Genomic DNA, 20,015 nt, shown 5'->3' with positions numbered 1-20,015 from the left:
CCCAAGTACCTGCCCCAACCCTTCATTCCCTGCCCCCTCACGTTCAGCTCCGTCAAAAGCGCGTCTCCAACTCCAGGTGGAAGAGGTGGCGCGGCGGGTCGGGAGGCACACGCGCCACGCGCGCGTCCTTCAAGTCGAGCACCCACGCGTACCGGCCCCGGGCGGACACGGCGCTCGACACCCTCCACGCGACATCCAGCGCGGTCCGCAGCTCCTGTTGGAGCCGGCTGCGCTCGGAGAGGTCCTGGTCCTTCCACACCAATCGCCCATACAACTTCAGCGACGAAAGCGGCTGGGCGCGGACATCCAACACGGCCTGCGCGTCGTAGCGAAGCCCCTTCGTCTCGGGGGCCTGCACGCGCGCGTGTCCGTACTGGAGCGAAACCGTCAGCCCCTTCGCGACGTCGGAGCGCACCCGGGCGGTGACGCCGTACCGCGCGCTGGCGCACAGGTCCGCCACCTCTTGCTCGGACAGCGAGTCATCCGCGCACGCCCCCATCCCGCCCACGCCGTTGTCACGCAACTCCACCTGGAGCGAGGGCTGCAACCAGGGCCGCACCCGAAGGTCCCCGCGCACCGAGGCACGCGCGTGCAGCGTGCCCGCGCTCCCGGACACCGCCCCATCCGCGGGCAGCGTCCAGGCGTCCACCTGCCCTCGCAGTCGCCATGCGCCTTCCTCGCGGTGGAGGTAGCGCAGCCGGGCGCCCAGCTCGTTGCGAACGCGCAGGCCTTCCAGCGCATCCGGGCCTGATGGCGCGCCGCTGTAGGGATTGGCGAAACCGCGCCCGTAGTAGCGCAGCGACAGCTCCAGCTCGCGCGACTCCCCTGACAGCACGGTGCGCTGCACCGCACCGAAGTCCCCGCCGCCACCCGGCGCGGCATCGAAGCTGCGCGTGCCTTCCAAGAAGACGTCCAGCGCGCCACGCCCCCACGCGGCGTCGAGCCCGACTGCGCCAAAGGCACCGCCCGCCGGGTAGCGGGCGCTGGGTTGGAAGTCGAGCTTCGCCCCCTCCTGACCCCACACGGGCCGAGCCATCCAACCGGTGAGCCCCACATGGCTCCGCGACGACAGCGCCAGCGTCGCGTTGCCACCGCCCGCCAGCTCTCGGAACATCCCTGGCAACGTCCGCGCCGTGAGCTTCTCCCACCGGCCCTCCGCCACGGACACCCAGACGTCAGGGGCCTTGCACACGCCACGGGCGGACGACGGACACAACGAGCGGTCCAGCACCGCATGCCGTGCCAGCGCACGGGACTGATACGAGCCGAAGCCGGTGAGCGACAGCGCGGCCCACGTCCCCAATGGGCCTCGCACCGTGCCCGCGACGCCCCGGAAGCCCTCGTCCCAGCGGAAGTCCGGGGTGACGTCCGACAGGCGTTCCTCGGGCTCGCAACCCGCACTGCCCACCAGGCACGCGCGCTCCAATCCCGCCGGAGGACGCACGTCATCGTCAGGCAGGAACCCGTCCGGTGACGGCAGCGCCGTGGTGTCCAGCGTGAGCCGCTGCCCGAAGCCCAGCCGGTACGCCCCCGCCAGCAGCGACGCGCGCGCTCCCGTCCACTGCACGTACAGCTTGGGCAGCGTGACGGACGTCCCGGGCGCCTCCACCACGAAGGCACGCCGCCGCGCGTCCCTGCGCGGAGGAGCCAGCGTCCGCCGGGCCAGCGTCGTCATCAGCCCCCCCCGAAGCCCCGCGAGCCCTCCAGCGCGGACCTGCAACGCCAGCGGTGGCGGCAGCCCATCCGACGCCGCGAAGGCCATCATCAACCGCGCATCACCCGACAACCGCCCCGGCGTCCGCACGTCCAGGAACGGCGTGAGCCGCCGCGACGCCGCCTCCGTCAACGCGCCCCCCGCGGCGCTGCCTTCTCCCCGCGACCGCAGCAGCACGTCCACGTCCGAGTACGTCAGCCCCGGCAAGCCGTAGAGCGAGGCACGCGACGCCAGCCCCAGGTCCACGCCTGTCCGTCGCAAGGCCAGCAGCGCGGAGAGTGTCTCGGCGGAGATGGCACCCTCTTCCACGAGCGCGAGCAGGTCCTGCACGCCCACGGACTCGGGCTCCACTTCATACGGCGCGGCATGCACGGGCAGCGCGCCCGCCAGCCACCAACCCAAACACCATCCCACCCAGAGCACCCGACGCACGCACCGCGCCTTGTGCACATCCGGGACCACGATTCCCTACAGCAGCACCCTGCTCACAGGTCGTCCGGCAGGCGGACGCGCCGTCCAAAGGCGGGACACGCGGACCAGGCGCTCAGGCCCGGCCCATGCGCGGGTCGACTTCCAGCAGGTCCCACGCCAGGAAGTACGCGGCCTCCGCGCGGCTCTCCGCGGCGACGTAGCGAAGGCGTGACTCCTCGCTGCCATCCAAGGCCTCGCGCGCCTCGCGCAAGTCGGCCTCGGTGGTGAGCAGCAGGACCGCCAGATGCGGATGTTCCAGCTCCATGAGGGAACTCCAGATTAAACAGCATTCCGCGCAGATTGGGAGCACCGCGCGGTCCGCCCGTCGCCTGTGCATCCCCGGGGCCAGCGCTTCCCGACCGGTCACCCCCTCCAGGTATGCTGGCACCCGGTTCCCATGGGCCACGTCCACATCGTCCGAGACTTCCCCTCCCCCCAGGAGGGCTTCGCGCGCACCGTGCGCGTCTACACCCCCCACGCATACGATGCGATGCCGGGCCATCGGTTCCCCGTGCTGTACATGCACGACGGGCAGAACGTGTTCGCCCACCCCGAATCCGCCCTCTTCGAGACCTGGTGCGCCAACCTCGCGTTGGAGCACGGCGTGGGCGAAGGAAGCCTGGAGCCGTGGCTCATCGTCGCCGTGGATTCCGGCGCGGGGCGCGTGCACGACTATTCGCCGTGGAATGAACCGCGCAGCCCGATGCACGCGCGCGGCGAGGCCTACGGCCGCTTCCTGGTGGAGCACCTCAAGCCGCTGGTGGACCGCACCTACCGCACCCGGCCGGAGCCGCAGTGGACGGGCGCCATGGGCTCGTCGCTGGGCGGCCTGATTTCGCTCTACCTCGGGTGCCGCTATCCGGAGGTGTTCGGCCGTATCGGCGCCCTGTCTCCCACCGTGACGTGGGGCGCCAACCAGCTCTTCGGCGCCTGGTCGGCGCACAGCCGCCGTTGGACGCGCATCTACCTGGACGCGGGCGCCCACGAGTACACGGACGCCAGCGGCGTGCCCGTCTACTACGGCGAATCCACACGCGCCTTCTACGAGCACCTCAAGCACCTGGGCTACGCGGACCACGAGCTGGCGCTGGTGTTGGATCCACACGGCGGGCACCACGAACGGGACTGGCAGCGGCGCCTGCCATCCGCCATGCGCTGGCTGCTGGGGTGAGGTGCTTCGAATGAAGCACCGCGGGACGGTCCCCCTGGAGCAGCGGCTCGTCTACGTCCAGGTGGTGGAGGGCCTGCTCGAGCACGGGCTGCGCGGCAGCGTGTCGCCCCGCCTCAAGCATCGGCTGCGGCAGGCGGGCATCGACCTGGACCGGCCACTGCTGCCGGGCTACCCGGTGCTCCTGTGGGGAAAGTGCCTCGACGTCATCGTCGAGGAGACCCTTCCGGGCCTGCCCCGGGAGGAGGCCTTCCGCCAGCTCGCCGAGCGCCACGTGCAGGGCTACGGGCGCACCGTCGTGGGCCGCGCGGTGTACGGCGTGATGCGGCTGCTGGGCCCCCGCCGCATGGTGCAGCGCCTGCCGCAGACGCTGCGCGCCACCGACAACTACACGGAGGTGGAGCTCACCGAGCAGGGCCCCACCACCTACGCCATGCGGATGAACTCGCGGGTGGACGCGCCCGGCTACGCGGAGGCGCTCTTCGAATCCCTGCTGCGCCTGGGCGGCGCCGAGTCCCCCCGCGTGGCGCGCATCCACGAGGACGCGGACAGCACCACCTACCAGCTCACCTGGACGGAGCGCTGAGCGCGCTACGCCTTGTCCTGGATGAAGCGCACCGTGTCCCGCAGGGCGTCCATGTCCGCGTGGCGGGTGAGGTACATCTCCTCGCCCAGGAGGCTGTGGTAGATGCTCGGCAGCTCGCGGTGGAGGATGAGCGACGTGCCCAGCTTCTTCTCCACGTCCGCGTGCGGGTGCCGGTAGCGGCGGGACTTGCGGCGCGCGCTGTGACAGACGTGGTAGCGCGGCGTGAAGCGAAAGTCCGCCACCGGGTCGCCCGTCACCACCCGCGCCCAGAGCCGGTACACGTCGATGTCACACGTGTAGTTCATCATGTCCACCATGAAGCCGCCGGGCGGCCGCAGGTTGGCCTCCAGCACCATGAAGCGGCCATCCGGCAGACGGAAGAACTCCAGGTGGAACCAGCGCTCGCGCAGGCCGAAGGCGGCCACCACCTGCCGGCCCAGCACGTCCAGCGCGGGGGGAATCTCCGTGTGGCTCCAGAAGGAGATGTCGCGCTGCTCCACCACCGTCTCCATGCCTCCGTCGCTGTACTCGTGACTGAGGTTGAAGACGATGACGCCGTGCCGGTCCACGATGCCGTCGTAGGTGACGATGGTGCCGCGCACGAAGGGCTGCGCCACGTAGGTGGTGGGCAGCGGATGGGACAGGGCCGCGTCCACCTCCGCGTCGCTGGCCACCTTGAAGGTGTTGGCGGCGCCCACGCCCACGTCCGGCTTGAGCACCAGCGGGTAGCCCACGCGCGCGGCGAACGCCTTCACCTGCGCGGCGTCCCGGACGCGGATGAGGTCCGGGTGCGGCACGCCCGCTTCGTGGAACACCTCCGCCATGCCGGACTTGGAGCGCAGCCGGTGGATGTCCTCCGGCTGCAGGCCCGGCACGTTGAAGTCCCCACGCAAGCGCGCCTCCACCTCCAGCCAGGACTCGTTGAGCGAGTCGATGCGGTGGATGCGGCCGTGCCGCCACGTGAGGTAGCCCGCCGCGCGAGTGAGCGCATCCTCGTCCATGAGGCTGGGGACGAAGTAGTACTCGCGCAGGGACGCCTTCAACTCGGGACGGAGCGACTCGTAGGACGCGTCACCGATGCCCAGGACCGTGACGCCCCGCTCCCGCAGCGCTGAGATGAAGTGAAGGTAATGCGGAGGGAAGTGGGGGGAGATGAAGACGAAGTTCATGGCTCCTCGGGGCACAGGCGACCATATCGCGCCGCGCGCCCGCGCCCAGTTCCTGACTGAACGCCCAGAGGCGGGGAGTCACTCCTCCCCGCCCCGGGTGCGCCTGGAATCTGGGCTTCCCAACGCCCCGCCCGTCACTCAGCGGAACGACTAGGCGTTCGGCCGGACCATCGACACCTCGAAGTGCCGCTGGACGACGTTGCCCGTGGTGGGACCCTCCCGGTAGAGGTTGCCCGTGTCCTGGTCCACGTAGAAGCGGTTGTTCGGGTTGGTGTCCGCGCCGCGCTGCTGGTGGTTCGTCGCCGGGTCGTGGAACGTGTAGTACGTGCGGCCCTGCTCGTCCGTGCCGCGGCCCGTAATCACCACGAAGTGGTCGGTGATGCCGTCCACGTTGTCCGAGTTCCGGCCCGAGCGGTGGTCCACGCCCACGACGACGGGCTTGCCCGCGTCGAGCTGGCCATCGATGTACTCACGGCCCCGGCGCGCCGCCGCGGCGTTCACCGTGACGCCGCCGTTCGGGTCATCCCCGGTGGCCACCTGGATGCGGTTGTCCGGCCCCGTCACGGTGGCCCCGGCGCCCGCGGCCATCACCACCGCGGCGCGGAAGCAGGCCTTGTCACCGGCGCGCTCCACCTTCGACGCGTTGTACTGGCTGACCCACGGCGTGGCCGTCTGCACCGCCGGGCGGTCCGCCGCGGGTGCGATCTCCGCCGTGTCGTTCAAGTCAGTGGGCGTCGCGCCCCCGGTGGTGTTGGAGGCCTGGAGGTTCTCCGGGCGCGGACGCGGGATGGGGACCTCGGCGGGCAGCGCCGTGGTGCCCGACGTGAGGTTCTCCGGACGCGGGCGCGGGATGGGCGCGTTCTCGACCGCACCACCCCCGTCGCGGTAGCCGCGCGCGTCCAGGGCCCGGACCAGCGCCGTCTCACGCCGCGTCTGGTCGGCGCGCAGGCGCTGCTCGTTGTGGTCGAAGCCGGAGGCGCTGATCTGCCCGTTGTCCGTGCGGTACGCATTCACGCGCGCGTCGACGAGCGCCTCGGGCGTCACGCCACGCGGGTCCTGCGCCAGCCTGGGCAGCTCGCGCTTGAGGAAGTTCTGCGCCGCGCGGGGCGACTGCGTGTGCAGGTCGTAGAAGGTGGAGGCCAGCAGCGCGTTGTTCGGGTCCAGGCCCGCGCGCTCGGCGGCGCGCTGGTACTGCGGCGTGACGCGGCCCAGCTCGCGGTTCCAGATTTCGTCCGCGTGCGACGGAGAGTTCGCGCCGCCCCCCTGGTAGGAGAACGAGCCACGGTTGTGCTTGGCGTTGCCCGGGTCGGTGTGGCCCCCGTAGCTCGCCGTGAAGCCACCGTTCGGCGTGCGGTTGCCTTCCGAGGTGCCAACGACAATGGCGGACTCGGAGTTGGACCCGCCCTGGCGGAAGGTCGTCAGGTCGACGTTGCGATACCCATTCTGGGTGCCAGACACCCCAGCGGTCCCCGCCGGCGTGACGCCCTGCGTCGCGGTGCCCTGCGCGGTGCCGGGCTCAAAGCTGTCACGGTTCTGTGACGTCCCCGTCGGCCGGTTGGCCGGGCGCGGCATCGGCCGAGGCGCATTGGCCTCGAAACCATCGTTGGCGCCCGGGATGATCAGGGTCTTCCCGGCGATGATGCGGTCCGGGCTCTGGAGGTTGTTCGCTCGCGCCAGCGCATCGACGGTCGTGTTGTGGCGCCGGGCGATGGCGCTGAGCGAATCACCCTGGCGGATTCGATAGGAGTTGCTACCAGTCATCAGCGGCTCCATGGGGGCGAAGTAAGTCAGACGCCTCCATGATTTTCCGGATCAATGTCCGAAAGTTGCGCAAGCCACCAAACAACAGCCAGGGTGTTCGAATCCAGTACCCATGAACAAACCCTGACGCGCCGCACCAATCACAGGACTGTGACAGCCCCCCGCGGCAGCCTCCAGAATTGCTCAATAATTGACTTGGAGCTGGATGCGCGTCACGTGTCCCTGCTCCTGGATATACGGATAGCGGGACGAGGTGCGGTCCGAGATGAGGTAGGTGCCCGTCAGCTCCAAGGCCTTGTTGAGCTGCCACTCGGCGCCCATCTCCAGCTCCCGCACGTCGTAGAGCGGCGCGTTCGTCTCGAACTTCTTGCCGCCGTCGTAGAGGGTGCCCCGGATGTAGGGGATGAGGGAGATGCCCAGCACGCCGTCCAGCTTGTACATGAGCTGCGCATAGCCGCCCCGGAGCCGGCGGCTGTCGATGAGCAGGCCCTCAACGGGCCCCTCGCCCAGCGAGGGACCGCGGCCCAGGTTGAACTCGGCCAGGAGGCCCAGCGGCTGCGGGTAGATGACCAGGCTGACGATGGCGCGCGCGTCCACCATGTCGGCGCCCCGGGCGAGCGCGTAGGGCGCGCCGTCACGCGGCGAGGCATTGAGGTTGAAGCGGCCGTAGTAGCCGCCCACGCCCGCCTCCACGTACTGCGAGCCGAACAGGAAGGGCCACGTGACGCGAACGACACCATGCGGCGTGTCATTGCGCTCGGCGCGGTTGGCCGTCTGGCCGTTGAAGACGCCGAGGCCGACCACGCCGTAGTCGCCGGAGCCCTTCAGGTTGTTGTCCACGAGGAACTTGAAGCGCTTCCGGATTTCGTCGGGCGCCCAGTAGAAGAAGACGCCCAGGTCGCGCTCGTCCTTGAGCCCGCTGTTGATGGCGTCGTTGCGGTCCAGCGCGAGGCGGTTCTGGCTGGACTGGAGGTTCTCGAAGCCGAACGGCACCTTCGACTGGCCCACGCGCAGACGGAACTCCTTCTTCGCGTCCAGGAAGATGTCCGCGTACCAGTCCCGCATGATGGTGACGTTGTACTGGTCCCCGATGACCGACGCGAAGTCCGGCTGGAGGTAGATGGACACGCGGTCGTGGACGTCACCGAACAGCACGAGGCGCGCGCGCCGGATGCCAAAGCCGGTGTTCTTGCCGAGGAAGCGGTCGCCCTGGTCGTTGATCAGCTCGTCATTCACCCGGAAGCTGGGCAGCCGGTTGTAGCGGAACTGCGTATAGCCCCGGATGCGGATGCGGTCGTACCAGGCCCGCTCCTCCTTCTTCGCCTCGGGCTTCGCCTCCGACTCGGGCATCGCCGCCTCGGGAACCGGCGTCGGCGTGGACTCTGATGCGGGAGGCTGCTCGGTGGCGGACGAGGGCGCGGCCTCGTCCTGCTGCGCGTGGGCAAGGGGCGCCAGAAGCAGCGCGGAGCCGGACAACAGGACCTGGAGAGCAGCGCGGAACGAAGCAGTGGGGGTCATGACGGCGCGGAACTGCCAGCAGCGCGCGAAAGCGCGCACGAACTCGAGTTTGCAGTCCCGTTACAGGACGGAATGCACGACCGCAACGCACGGGCCCTCGTTTTTGCCTCACCGTCACAGGCCCCGTCGCCGCGTCACAGAACAGCCCGGCGCATGTCACCAGTTCGTGACATGCGCCGGGGTGACGACTACCGCGCTCGCGTCAGCGCTTCCAGCTGCCGTCCATCAGGCGCTGGATGCGCAGCTCCAGCGGCGGGTGGCTGGAGAAGAGGGCCATCATCCCGCCGCCCCGGATGCCGAACGCCTGCATGTTGGACGGCAACATGGCCGGCTCCCCCTGCTGCATGCGCAGCCGGTTCAGCGCGCGTGCCATGGCGCCCGGGTCCACCAGCTGCGCGCCCCCGTCATCCGCGCGGAACTCACGCCGGCGGCTGTACCAGGCCACGATCATGCTGGCGCCAATGCCAAACACGATTTGGAGCACGATGCTGGTGATGAAGTAGGCCGGCCCCGAGCCGCCGCTCTCCTCGCCATCCTCGGAGCGGCTGAGGAAGCGGTCCACGAAGAAGCCCACCACGCGGCTGAGGAAGATGACGAAGGTGTTGAGCACGCCCTGCAGGAGCGTGAGCGTCACCATGTCACCGTTGGCCACGTGGGCCACCTCATGACCGAGCACGGCCTCCACCTCGTCCCGCTTCATGCCATGGAGCAGGCCGGTGGACACCGCGACCAGGGCGCTGTTGCGCCTGGCGCCCGTGGCGAAGGCGTTCATGTCCGGGCTGTCGTAGATGGCCACGTCGGGCATGCCGATGCCCGCGTCGCGGGCCAGCCGGTGCACCGTCTCCACCAGCCAGCGCTCGTCCTCCGAACGCGGCGACGTGATGACCTGCGCCCCCGTGCTCCACTTGGCCATGGGCTTGGAGATGAGCAGCGAGAAGATGGCGCCGCCGAAGCCCATCACCGCCGCCATGATGAGCAGGCCCGGGAGGTTCAGCCCCACGCCGCGGCGGGCGAGCAGGTTCTCCACGCCGATGAGCTGCCCGACGATCGCCAGCATCGCGACCACCGCGAGGTTGGTCAGGACGAAAAGTGTGATGCGCTTGGCGAAGCTTCCCTTCATGACTCTCTCTCTCTCCCTAGAAAAAACCTTGGGGACAACATTCAGCAGCGTGGGACGAATGCAAGCTTCGTCGGCCACTTCTTGTCCCGACCCGACTAGAACAGCCTTCCGGCGGGGCACTTCCCAAGGTTGTTCCTTCAGGAACCTGAGATTTTCTCTATGAAACGACCTTGGCGGGCGTTTCCGCGGGGCGTGGTCGGCCGCCGGGTTGGGGGCCTGGGGCCTGCGCATGCGGCTCCACACCAAGGGTGCGTCCGGGGCGCCAAACATGCGACTCCACCGCCCACCTCACGCATCAGCCAATACCAAACCAGACGGCAAAGGCAGAATATTTCCACAACAGTGAATGCCACGAATCCCGTCTGCCCGATGTCACCTTCGCGCAAATTTTCCGTCACGCCACGAAACACAGCTCAATCATGAGCGCGCGCTTGGATTGACACGCGTTTTTGACGGAATCCCAGGCAACTTTCTCTGAGCGGTTGGGAAAATGGCTCCAACTCCATTCTTCTTTCAAGGGAAGAGCCCCCCATGGTAGCCATTGCCCGCTCCTCCGCGGCTGCGTCCAGCAGCGCGTCTCGCTCCGCCTCGCCCACGCTGCGCAGCGGCGCTCGCGGCGCGGCCGTGACGCAACTCCAGAACAAGCTCAGGGCCGCGGGCTTCAATCCAGGCGCCTCGGATGGCGTGTTCGGTCCGAAGACGCAGTCGGCGGTGCAGGCCTTCCAGCGTGCGCGTGGGCTCCAGGTGGACGGCATCGTCGGTCCCAAGACGTGGAACGCGCTCAACTCGGCGGGCGGAACGGGCGGCTCGGGTCCCACGCTGCGCAATGGCGCGCGGGGTGAGCCGGTGCGTGCGCTCCAGCAGCGGCTCAACGTGCTGGGCTTCAAGTCGGGCACGGCGGACGGCGTGTTCGGTCCGAAGACGCAGTCGGCGGTGAAGGCCTTCCAGCAGTCCCGCGGTCTGGTGGCGGACGGCATCGTCGGTCCCAAGACGTGGGACAAGCTGGGCATCAACGTGAAGGGCCCCGTCACCAACCCGGGCGGTGGCGGTGGCGGTCGGGTCGTCACGGGCTATGTGAACGGGAAGCCTCGGCAGATTTCGCTCTCGTCGATCCCGAACGGCAAGGAGATGCGCTCGGACGCGGCGGCGGCGTTCAACCGCATGCACGCGGCGGCGCGGGCGCAGGGCATCACCCTGAAGGTGAACAGCGGCTTCCGCAGCATGGCGGAGCAGGAAGCGCTGTACCGCGCGTACAAGAACGGCACGGGCAACCTCGCCGCGGCTCCGGGCTACTCCAACCACCAGGGCGGCATCGCGGTGGACATCAACACGGGCGGCACGGGCACCTCGACGTACCGGTGGCTGGCCAACAACGCGAAGAACTTCGGCTTCGTGCGCACCGTCCCGTCCGAGCCCTGGCACTGGGAGTACCGACCCTGACACAGGAGAGTGACATGAAGAAGCTGCTCTTGACGTTCGCGGTGCTGGCGGCTCCCGCTGGCGTTGTCGTCGGCGGCCTGGGCTACACGCCCACGGCCGAGGCGCAGTCGTCCCGGCTGGCGTGTACGTACACGTATTACAATGACGAGGCGCTCACGGAGTACGTAATGACGCTGCACTGCTCCTGCGCGAACCCGGACTGCCACGCCACCGAGGACGTGACGCCGTTCTTCACGGTGGAGTGCATCGACGCCTGCTGAGATGAAGTGCCGTCGAGCCACCGCACCTTGCCGGTACGGTGGCTCCGGACTTCCAGCGGCTCAGCTCTTCGTAATCGGGCGGTAGCGGATGCGGTGCGGCTCCAGGGCCTCGGGGCCCAGGCGCTTCTTCTTGTCCGCCTCGTAGTCCTCGAAGTTGCCCTCGAAGAAGAACACCTTGCTGTCGCCCTCGAACGCCAGGATGTGCGTGGCGATGCGGTCGAGGAACCAGCGGTCGTGGCTGATGACCACGGCGCAGCCCGCGAAGCCGAGCAGCGCGTCCTCCAGGCTGCGCAGCGTCTCCACGTCCAGGTCGTTGGTGGGCTCGTCGAGCAGCAGGAGGTTGCCGCCGCTCTTGAGCATCTTCGCCAGGTGCACGCGGTTGCGCTCACCACCGGACAGGTCCTTCACCCGCTTCTGCTGGTCCTGCCCCTTGAAGGCGAAGCCCGCCAGGTACGCGCGGCTGGGCACCTGCCCCGCCTTGCCCAGGTCCAGGTGGTCCAGCCCGCCGCTCACCTCCTGGAACACCGAGTTGTCGCCGTCCAGCGCGTCGCGGCTCTGGTCCACGTAGGCCAGCTTCACCGTCTCGCCGATGTTCAGCTCGCCCTCGTCCGGCTTCTCCACGCCCGTCATCATCCGGAACAGCGTCGTCTTGCCCGCGCCGTTGGGACCGATGACGCCCACGATGCCACCGCGAGGAAGCTTGAAGTTCAGGTCCTCGATGAGCAGTCGGTCGCCGTACGCCTTGCGCAGCCCCTTGGCCTCGACCACCAGACCACCGAGCTGCGGGCCGGGCGGGATGATGACCTCGCCCGTCGCGTCGCGCTTGTCCTGCGTCTGGTTGAGCAGCTCCTCGTAGGCCGCGATGCGCGCCTTGCTCTTGGCCTGACGGGCCTTCGGGGAGGCACGCACCCACTCCAGCTCGCGCTTGAGCGTCTTCTGGCGGTGGCTCTCCGACTTCTCCTCCAGCTCCAGGCGCTTCTGCTTCTGCTCCAGCCAGCTGGAGTAGTTGCCCTTCCAGGGCACACCCTCGCCGCGGTCCAGCTCCAGAATCCACTCGGCCGCGTTGTCCAGGAAGTACCGGTCGTGGGTGATGCAGACGATGGTGCCCTTGTACTCCTTGAGCGCCTGCTCCAGCCACGCGACGCTCTCCGCGTCCAGGTGGTTGGTGGGCTCGTCCAGGAGGAGCAGGTCCGGCTTCTCCAGCAGGATGCGGCACAGCGCCACGCGGCGCTTCTCACCACCGGACAGCTTCGTCACGTCCGCGTCGCCCGGCGGCAGGCGCAGCGCGTCCATGGCCATCTCGATGGTGCGATCCAACTCCCAGCCATTCACCGCGTCGATGGCGTCCTGCAGCCGGCCCTGCTCGGCCAGCAGCTTCTCCATCTCCGCGTCGCTCATGGGCTCGGCGAACTTCGCGCTGACCTCGTTGAAGCGGTCCAGCGTGGCGCGAATCTCCTTCAGGCCCAGCTCCACGTTGCCCTTCACGTCGAGCGAGGCATCGAGCTGTGGCTCCTGCGCCAGGTAGCCAACCTTGGCGCTGGGGTCCGGCTTGGCGACACCGAAGAACTCCGTGTCCACGCCCGCCATGATGCGCAGCAGCGTCGACTTACCGGAGCCGTTGGGGCCAATGACGCCAATCTTCGCGCCGGGGAAGAACGAGAGGTAGATGCCCTTGAGGATCTCCTTGCCGTTCTTGACCTTGCGCAGGTCCTGCATCGTGAAGATGAAATTCTGGGCCATCTGGGCCTTCCTGCTTAAGGTGGAGTGAGGGGCTCTGCGGATACCAGGGTGCAACAACGCACTCAAGGCGAGAGCGTCCCCCAACCCCGTGGGGCTCGAACGACCGGCCCCGGCAGGTGGGGGCAGCCCGGAACAAGCCGTTGCCCCCTTGGCCCGCTCCGCCGGCGTGGAAAAGCGAACGGTGCCTCCAGGAGCCCTCTGTGGCCACCGCACGCGCCGCCTCCCGTCAGTCCCAAAGCACCGCCCCCGTCCTCGCCCGCGACTCGAGCCTGAACCGGAACGGAAACCGCCATGTCCTCCTCCCAGACGTTCTTCTTCGCCGTGGTGGGCGACGTCCACGGGCACATGCACCGGATGGTGAATCACCTCACCGCCTGGGAGGAACGCAGCCAAAGGCCGCTCGACTTCGTTCTCCAGGTGGGCGACTTCGAGCCCCACCGTCACGACGCCGACCTGGCCACCATGGCCGCCCCCACGAAGTACAGGCACCTGGGGGACTTCGCGGCCTACCACCAGCGACGGCGCCGCTTCCCCTGGCCCGTCTACTTCATCGGCGGCAACCACGAGCCCTACGGCCACCTCGACCTGCACCCCGAGGGATTCGCGCTGGCGCCGCACTGCCACTACCTGGGCCGGAGCGGCGCGGTGGAGCTGAACGGCCTCCGCGTGGCGGGCCTGTCCGGCATCCACCGAGAAGCCACCTTCTGCAAGTCCCGCCCGCCGCTGGCCTCCATGGGTGACGTGTCCACCAAGGACTTCACCTTCTTCAACGAACAGGACGTCGAGCGAATCCTGGCGCTCGGGCGCGCGGACGTGCTCCTGCTGCATGACTGGCCCTCCGGCATCATCCCGCCCGAGGAGGCCGCGGACTTCCAGGGACAGCGCCGCGGCGCGAGCCACGACCTCGTCGGCAACGCGTACGCACGGCTGCTGGTGGACGCGCTCCAACCCCGGCTGGTCCTCTGTGGCCACCTGCACCGGCGCTACGCCGGCACCGTCCAGCACCCCGGCGGCCAGCGTTCGCTCGTGCGGTGCCTCGCCAGCGTGGAGCAGGGCGCGGATGCGTTCGCGGTCTTCCAGTGCCGCGAGGGCACGCTCCAGGAAGTCGCCATGCGGGAGTGACACCGGGTGGACAACGCGACGCGCCACCCTGCCCGACGTGCGCTGGCGAGTCACCGGGGACGGACACCCCGCCCGCACACAAGCCGAGCGCGGCGCGACCGGAGGTGTTACAGGAAGGGCCCCATGTCCGTCCCCGCCCTCGAACTCCAGGGACTCTCCAAGCGCTACGGAGAGTTCACGGCACTTCACACCGTGGACCTCGCCATCCGTCCCGGTGAAATCTTCGCCCTGCTGGGCCCCAACGGCGCGGGCAAGACGACGATGATTGGCAGCGTCTGCGGCCTGGTGAAGAAGTCCTCCGGCAGCATCCGCGTCTTCGGCAAGGACCTGGACCAGGACCCGGTGGGTCCGCGCTACGGCATCGGGCTGGTGCCGCAGGAAATCAACTTCGACCCCTTCTTCACCGTGGCCGAATCGCTGCGCATCCAGATGGGCTTCTACGGCCGCCCCGCGGATGACGCGCGCATCGACGAGGTGCTCACCGCCCTCAACCTGCACGCGAAGAAGGACGCGTACACGCGCGCGCTGTCCGGCGGCATGAAGCGCCGGCTGCTCATCGCCAAGGCGCTGGTGCACAAGCCCCGCCTCGTCTTCCTCGACGAGCCCACCGCCGGCGTGGACGTGGAGCTGCGCCGAGACTTGTGGACCTACGTGCGCAAGCTCGCCTCGGAGGGCACCACCATCGTCCTCACCACCCACTACCTGGAAGAGGCCGAGGAGCTGGCCGACCGCGTGGGCATCATCAACGAAGGCCGCCTCCTCATGGTGGAGGACAAGGCCACCCTGCTGCGCCGCTTCGGCGAGCGCCGCGTCATCATCACCTTCGAGCAGCCGCAGCCGGGCCTGTCCGAGGCCGGCAAGCGCTTCGCCGCCCGCCTCAGCGAGGACGGCCGCACCCTCACCTACGTGGAGCGCGACGGCTGCGCCCCGTCCGGCGAGCTGCTCCGCGCCCTCTATGCCGAAGGGCAGCTCATCTCCGACGTGGAGACGCGCCGCTCTCGCATGGAGGACGTGCTCATCGAAATCCTCCGTGGCCGCCCACAGCAGGCCGCCTGAGCCCTCATCATGAACGTCCTTGGGATGAAGACCCTTCTGGCGAAGGAGGTCCGGCGCTTCATGCGCGTGCCGGGTCAAACCGTCCTGTCGCCTCTCATCAGCACCACGCTGTATTTCATCGTCTTCGGCGTCTCCATCTCCGGCCGCGTCCAGACGGTGGAGGGACTGCCGTACCTGCACTTCATCGTGCCGGGGCTCGTGTTCCTCGGCATCGCCAACAACGCCTTCCTCAACAGCTCCTCCTCGCTGTTCATTACCAAGATTCAGGGCACCGTGGTGGACCTGCTGGTGGCGCCGCTGGGGCCCGGTGAGCTGATGGCGGGCTTCATCGGTGGCGCCATGGTGCGCGGGCTCGTGGTGGGTCTGCTCACCTGGGCCGTGGCCACCTTCTTCACCGGCTTCAGCCTGGAGCACGCGGGAGTGGCCGCGTACTTCCTCATCCTGTCGTCCTACGTCTTCAGTGTGCTGGGCATGCTCGCTGCGGTGTGGGCGGAGAAGTTCGAGCAGATCAACTTCTTCCCCACCTTCGTCATGCTGCCCCTCACCTTCCTGGGCGGCGTCTTCTATTCCGTGCGCGAGCTGCCCGCGCCCTGGAACACCGTCAGCCTCTTCAACCCCATGGTCTACATGGTGGAAGGGCTGCGCTACGGCATGCTCGGCCGCAGCATCTATTCGCCCCTGGGCGCCGGGAGCATCCTCTTCGCCGTCGCCGTGGGGGCCACCGCGCTCACCTACGCCGTCCTGCGCTCCGGCTACAAGATGAAAGCCTGACTCACCCCGGAAAGCCGGGCAGGCCGTTCACGCCTGCCTGCCTGCTCGCTCCCAACCCTGTGGGGTAATTCGCGACTGAGCAATTCCCACGAGCTAAGAAAGAGCGATATCCTGGTGGGCACACATGGCTGTGCCATTCGGTAAGTACGAGCTGCTGCGCAAGATTGCCTCTGGGGGAATGGGTCAGGTGTTCCTGGCCCGCGAACATGGGACGGGGTTCGAGCGACTTGTCGTCCTCAAGCTCATCCTTCCCCACCTCGCGGAGGATGATGAGTTCCTCTCCATGTTCCTGGACGAGGCGGGGCTCGTAGCGCGCCTGACGCACCCGAACCTCATCACCATCCTCGACCTGACAGAGATTGAGGGCCGCCACTGTCTGGCGATGGAGTACGTGCAGGGCGACGACGTGCGCCGCCTGGACAAGACGTCCCGCGCGCAGGGCAAGACGCTGCCGGTGGGACTCATCCTCCGCATCATCGCGGACGCGGCCGCCGGGCTCCACTACGCGCACCAGGCGCGTGACGCCCAGGGCAAGCCGCTGCGGCTGGTGCACCGCGACGTGTCGCCGCAGAACATCCTGGTCGGCTTCGACGGCGGGGTGAAGGTCATCGACTTCGGCGTGGCGAAGGCGGCCACCAGCAGCCAGAACACAGCCACCGGCGTCCTCAAGGGCAAGTACCCGTACATGTCCCCGGAGCAGGCCAGCGGGCTCGCCATCGACGCGCGCAGTGACTTGTTCGCGCTGGGCGTCGTCATGTGGGAGTTGCTCACCGGCAAGCGCCTCTTCAAGGGCGAGTCGGACATGATGACGCTGCGGCTGGTGAAGGACTGCCAGGTGCCGCGGCCGTCACAGCTCAACCCGCGCCTGCCACCGGGCCTGGATGACGTGGTGCTCAAGGCCCTGGCGCCCTCGCCGGACCAGCGCTACCCGGACTGCGGCGCCTTCCGGCTGGCGCTGGAGGACTACGCGCTCAACCTGCGGCTGCCCTCCAGCAGCGCGCACCTGGCCGCCTTCCTGCGGGAGCTCTACGCGGACCGCATCGCCCATGAGACGGACCCAGCGAAGCTGGACCAGCTCGCGGAGGACGCGGACCTGGACTCGCGCTCCAACTCGTCGCTCAGCGGCGTGCCGGGGCTGCTGGGCCCCGCGGGGCGCTCCTCCGCGTCGCGGGCCATGCGCGGCTCCCCCCATGGCGTCGTCCCCGGGACGCGCTCGCGGCAGGCCGCCGCCCCGCCGCAGCCGAAAGAGAAGACGCGAGGCACCGCGCCCCTGGCCCGCCCCCCTCCGGAGCCGGCCCGGCGCATTCCCTGGCTCCCGGTGGCCACGGCGGGGCTGGGCCTGCTCATCGCGGGCGCGGGCATCGTCTTCTTCCGCTCGCCCGCGGACGCCACCCCGGTCCGTCCGCCGGTGGAAGTGGCCGTGCCGCACCAGCCGGAAATCGCGCCGGAAGTGCAGCCGCCTCCACGCAGGGACCCCGAGCCGGTGCGCCACGTGAAGCTGCCCGTCATCACCGAGCCCCCTGGAGCCCGGGTGAGCGTCAACGGCGAGGAGCGCGGCGAAACACCGCTGCGCCTGGAGCTGGAGGCCGGGGCCGCCCCGGTGTCGGTGACCCTGGCCCTCAACGGCTACGAGCCCGTGACACGGCAGGTGTCCGCCACGGACGAGGAGCTGCGCCTGGAGCTGCGGCGCGCCGGAGGCGGCAAGTCCGTCCCGGGCACGCCTACCGCCGGGACGAAGCGGCCCGCCAATTCCGGCCAGGGCGGCGGCGGCCTGGGCATCAAGACGGGCCGCTGAGCCTCGCGCGGGAAAATCCGCGCGAAATGATTTTCTGAGACGGCAGGCGCGCTGGGCCCTCAGGGGGATTGGACCCCCTCACAGGCCCAGGCGCCATGACTCCAGAATCCCTCCACCATTCCGCCGCCCCCGCTCCGGGCCGCCGCGTGCCCAAGGCGCTGGCGTGGCTCGCGGGCGCGGCCTTGCTCGCGGGAGGCGTGGCGCTGCTGTCGTCGCGTGGCGGAGATGGCGCGTCGTCCGATGCCGAAGCCGGCGGCACCGCCGCGGCGTCCCGCGAGGCCGCCTCCGGCGGGCGAGGCCACGGCGGGCGCGCGGGCGCGGGTGGGACGCACGACGAAGAGCCGCCGCCCCCTCGCTTCGACGAGGCCGTGTGCTGGCGCGAGCTGGAGCGCTTCGACGCGGCGGTGACGCTGGAGAACTTCCGCGCGTGGGCCGCGCCGCTGCTCGCGTCGGGGGATTCGCTGGTCGCGGACTACCTGGCGGGGCGCCTGACGGAGCTGATTGGCCAGGACCCGGGCCGAGCGAGCGAGGTGCTGTCCTGGGCGCGCACCGCGGGGCCCGACGAGTTCGACGTCCTCCTGACGGCGCTGCGTGGCTCGGAGGCGGTGCACCACGCCCAGGTGGCCACCCGGCTGCTGGCGCAGGGCATGGACGCCACGCTCGACGGCGGACGGCGCGCGGGCCTCCTGTCCGCGCTGGACACACAGAAGCGCTTCGAGCCGGCGGCGCTGGACACCCTGACGTCCTTCGCGAAGGACCCCGTCTCCGGCGAGGCGGGCTGGGCCGCCACGCGCACCATCGCCCGCGTCATGAAGCGCGACTTCGAGGCGAAGGGCAACGCCGCGCCCTACATGGACGCGCTGCTCACCATCGGCACCGAGTCCCCCGACGAGCAGATTCGCTACCTGGCGCTGTCCACGCCCATGCACGCCACGCCCGTGCTGGATGAGCGCACCCGCGCGCAGTACGCGAAGGTGCTCACGCAGGAGGGCAGCCCGGACGGACGCGAGGCCGCCGCGCACAACCTCTCCATCTCCGGAGACAACCAGCAGGTGCTGGAGCTGTTCGCCCAGGCCTTCGCCCGGGAGCAGGAGACGTGCGTGCGGTGGGCCCTCTTCCGCTTCGCCGCCCGCGCATCCGGCCGCGAGGCCCTGCCCGTGATGGCCAACATGGCGATGGCCGACCCGCGCTTCCAGCCCATCTACCAGGTTTTCGAACAGCTCTACGCGAGCGGGCTCCACGACTTCGTCCGGCTCTGGAACAGCCTGCCCGACCAGGACCCCTTCGGCTGTCTCGTCGGTCACGACTGAGCACGGGAGCTTCCATGAAACGACTCTGCCTTCTGCTCACGCTGCCCCTCCTCCCCCTGCTGTCCACCCACGCGCACGCGGCCTCCACCGACGCTCAGCCCGCGCTCCGGGCCAGCACCTGCTCCGTGCGCGGGTTGATGGATGACATCCGCCGCGGACTGGGCTCCGGCTCACCGTCCTACCAGCGCTACCTGCGCACCCTGCTGCGCGAGGCCGCCGTCACGCTGCCGGACGCGGAGCTGCGCGACGCCTTCGCGCGGGAGACAGACCCCGTCATGGCCGAACACCTGGCGGCGGCGCTGGTGGCCCGCGCGGAGCGTGAAGCGGACACCCAGGCCATGGACGTGGTGGCGCAGCGCGCGTTGCACGACGCGGACCCGTCCGTGCGCGCCGCCACGCTGCGGGCCATGCGGCGCACCAGCGCGCTGGAGCGCACCGGTGATTTGTACGAGCGCATGGTGCGGGACGAGTCGCCCCAGGTGCGGCAGGAGGCGGCGACCAACCTCATCGAGGACAACGCACACGTGTACGCCGGCCAGTACGGCCCGGCGGCGGACACGGCGGTGACGGCCGCGGTGGCCTCCACGGACCCGGCGGTGACGGCGCGCATCCTGGACAACCTCTCCACTGAGAAAATCAGCGCCGAGTCCGCGGACCGCATCACGTCCCTGCTGCGCAGCGATGACGCGAGCGTGCGCAAGGCCGCCGTCAACGCGCTGGGCGGCGTCCCGGCGGGGCAGATGCAGGGCGCCCGCGAGTCCCTGCTCGCCATGTACCGCGAGGAGACGGACGAGGGCGTGCGCAAGGCGCTGCTCCAGAGCGTCGCGCAGCTCGGCTTCGAGGGCGCGATTCCCGACCTCCAACGCCTGCGCGCCATGGACCCGCGCCTGGCGCAGGAGGCCGACGCGTGGATTCAGGTTCTCGGCATGGGCCTTCAGGAGTGGAGCCTGCTCCTGAGGGAGAAGCAGCGGTTGCAGCAGGCTCCGTGACAGGCAGTCCATTGAAAGGAACACC

At 69.4% G+C, this 20,015-nt stretch carries 17 protein-coding genes; 10 read left to right on the top strand and 7 right to left on the bottom strand.

What is annotated here, in order from left to right; genetic code table 11:
- Nucleotides 1–52 precede the first annotated feature (52 nt).
- Both FL344_RS27295 and FL344_RS27290 read right to left on the bottom strand, forming a co-directional pair.
- Nucleotides 53–2,146, bottom strand: a complete 2,094-nt coding sequence (locus tag FL344_RS27295; RefSeq protein WP_228565414.1) for a hypothetical protein — start codon at nucleotides 2,144–2,146, stop codon at nucleotides 53–55.
- A gap of 112 nt (nucleotides 2,147–2,258) precedes the next feature.
- Entirely contained in the window at nucleotides 2,259–2,450 is a 192-nt protein-coding gene (locus FL344_RS27290; RefSeq protein ID WP_090486295.1) for a hypothetical protein, read from the bottom strand.
- Between the two features lie 132 nt (nucleotides 2,451–2,582).
- Here FL344_RS27290 and FL344_RS27285 point away from each other — a divergent pair, with 132 nt between their 5' ends.
- Both FL344_RS27285 and FL344_RS27280 read left to right on the top strand, forming a co-directional pair.
- Entirely contained in the window at nucleotides 2,583–3,356 is a 774-nt protein-coding gene (locus FL344_RS27285) for an alpha/beta hydrolase (RefSeq protein WP_141593023.1), read from the top strand.
- Between the two features lie 10 nt (nucleotides 3,357–3,366).
- A complete protein-coding gene (locus FL344_RS27280; protein WP_171452352.1) occupies nucleotides 3,367–3,939 on the top strand; it encodes a DUF2378 family protein in 573 nt (190 codons plus the stop codon).
- 5 nt (nucleotides 3,940–3,944) lie between these two features.
- Here FL344_RS27280 and FL344_RS27275 read toward each other — a convergent pair whose 3' ends face one another.
- The 4 genes from FL344_RS27275 to htpX form a co-directional block, all read right to left on the bottom strand.
- Nucleotides 3,945–5,108 (bottom strand): acetyl-CoA carboxylase biotin carboxylase subunit family protein, encoded by a 1,164-nt coding sequence (locus tag FL344_RS27275; RefSeq protein ID WP_194863276.1) that lies wholly within the window; start codon nucleotides 5,106–5,108, stop codon nucleotides 3,945–3,947.
- A gap of 150 nt (nucleotides 5,109–5,258) precedes the next feature.
- The gene (locus FL344_RS27270; RefSeq protein ID WP_228565413.1) at nucleotides 5,259–6,869 is read right to left on the bottom strand and encodes a LysM peptidoglycan-binding domain-containing protein; all 1,611 of its coding nucleotides are present in this window, start codon (nucleotides 6,867–6,869) and stop codon (nucleotides 5,259–5,261) included.
- 183 nt (nucleotides 6,870–7,052) lie between these two features.
- Nucleotides 7,053–8,387, bottom strand: coding sequence for a porin (locus FL344_RS27265; protein WP_194863275.1), 1,335 nt, complete (start codon nucleotides 8,385–8,387; stop codon nucleotides 7,053–7,055).
- Between the two features lie 202 nt (nucleotides 8,388–8,589).
- Nucleotides 8,590–9,507: a protease HtpX gene (gene htpX, locus FL344_RS27260; protein ID WP_090486319.1), complete on the bottom strand. Its 918-nt coding sequence runs from the start codon at nucleotides 9,505–9,507 to the stop codon at nucleotides 8,590–8,592.
- A gap of 531 nt (nucleotides 9,508–10,038) precedes the next feature.
- On the opposite strand from htpX, the gene FL344_RS39955 reads away from it, so the two are divergent.
- Entirely contained in the window at nucleotides 10,039–10,947 is a 909-nt protein-coding gene (locus FL344_RS39955; RefSeq protein WP_141620589.1) for a peptidoglycan-binding protein, read from the top strand.
- A gap of 14 nt (nucleotides 10,948–10,961) precedes the next feature.
- On the top strand, nucleotides 10,962–11,207 hold the full coding sequence (locus FL344_RS27250) for a hypothetical protein (RefSeq protein WP_090486325.1): 246 nt from the start codon (nucleotides 10,962–10,964) through the stop codon (nucleotides 11,205–11,207).
- A 60-nt stretch (nucleotides 11,208–11,267) separates the two neighbouring features.
- Here the strand turns inward: FL344_RS27250 and ettA are convergent, their stop codons facing one another.
- A complete protein-coding gene (gene ettA, locus FL344_RS27245) occupies nucleotides 11,268–12,947 on the bottom strand; it encodes an energy-dependent translational throttle protein EttA (protein WP_090486328.1) in 1,680 nt (559 codons plus the stop codon).
- A 291-nt stretch (nucleotides 12,948–13,238) separates the two neighbouring features.
- On the opposite strand from ettA, the gene FL344_RS27240 reads away from it, so the two are divergent.
- The 6 genes from FL344_RS27240 (at nucleotide 13,239) to FL344_RS27215 (ending at nucleotide 19,990) form a co-directional block, all read left to right on the top strand.
- Entirely contained in the window at nucleotides 13,239–14,069 is an 831-nt protein-coding gene (locus tag FL344_RS27240; RefSeq protein ID WP_141620588.1) for a metallophosphoesterase, read from the top strand.
- 123 nt (nucleotides 14,070–14,192) lie between these two features.
- Nucleotides 14,193–15,125, top strand: a complete 933-nt coding sequence (locus tag FL344_RS27235) for an ABC transporter ATP-binding protein (protein WP_141620587.1) — start codon at nucleotides 14,193–14,195, stop codon at nucleotides 15,123–15,125.
- A 24-nt stretch (nucleotides 15,126–15,149) separates the two neighbouring features.
- Nucleotides 15,150–15,896 carry an ABC transporter permease gene (locus FL344_RS27230; protein ID WP_194858580.1) on the top strand — a complete coding sequence of 249 codons (747 nt, stop codon included), beginning with the start codon at nucleotides 15,150–15,152 and terminating at the stop codon, nucleotides 15,894–15,896.
- A 124-nt stretch (nucleotides 15,897–16,020) separates the two neighbouring features.
- Complete coding sequence (locus tag FL344_RS27225; RefSeq protein ID WP_141620586.1) at nucleotides 16,021–17,691, top strand: serine/threonine-protein kinase; 1,671 nt, start codon at nucleotides 16,021–16,023, stop codon at nucleotides 17,689–17,691.
- Nucleotides 17,692–17,786: 95 nt separating this feature from the next.
- Nucleotides 17,787–19,001, top strand: coding sequence for a hypothetical protein (locus tag FL344_RS27220; RefSeq protein ID WP_228565412.1), 1,215 nt, complete (start codon nucleotides 17,787–17,789; stop codon nucleotides 18,999–19,001).
- A 14-nt stretch (nucleotides 19,002–19,015) separates the two neighbouring features.
- Complete coding sequence (locus FL344_RS27215) at nucleotides 19,016–19,990, top strand: HEAT repeat domain-containing protein (protein WP_141620584.1); 975 nt, start codon at nucleotides 19,016–19,018, stop codon at nucleotides 19,988–19,990.
- The last annotated feature ends 25 nt before the right edge of the window (nucleotides 19,991–20,015 follow it).

The sequence above is a fragment of the Myxococcus sp. AB036A genome (assembly GCF_006547355.1).
GTDB classification, from domain to species: domain Bacteria; phylum Myxococcota; class Myxococcia; order Myxococcales; family Myxococcaceae; genus Myxococcus; species Myxococcus virescens.
This window is presented reverse-complemented; position numbering and strand designations above follow the sequence as displayed.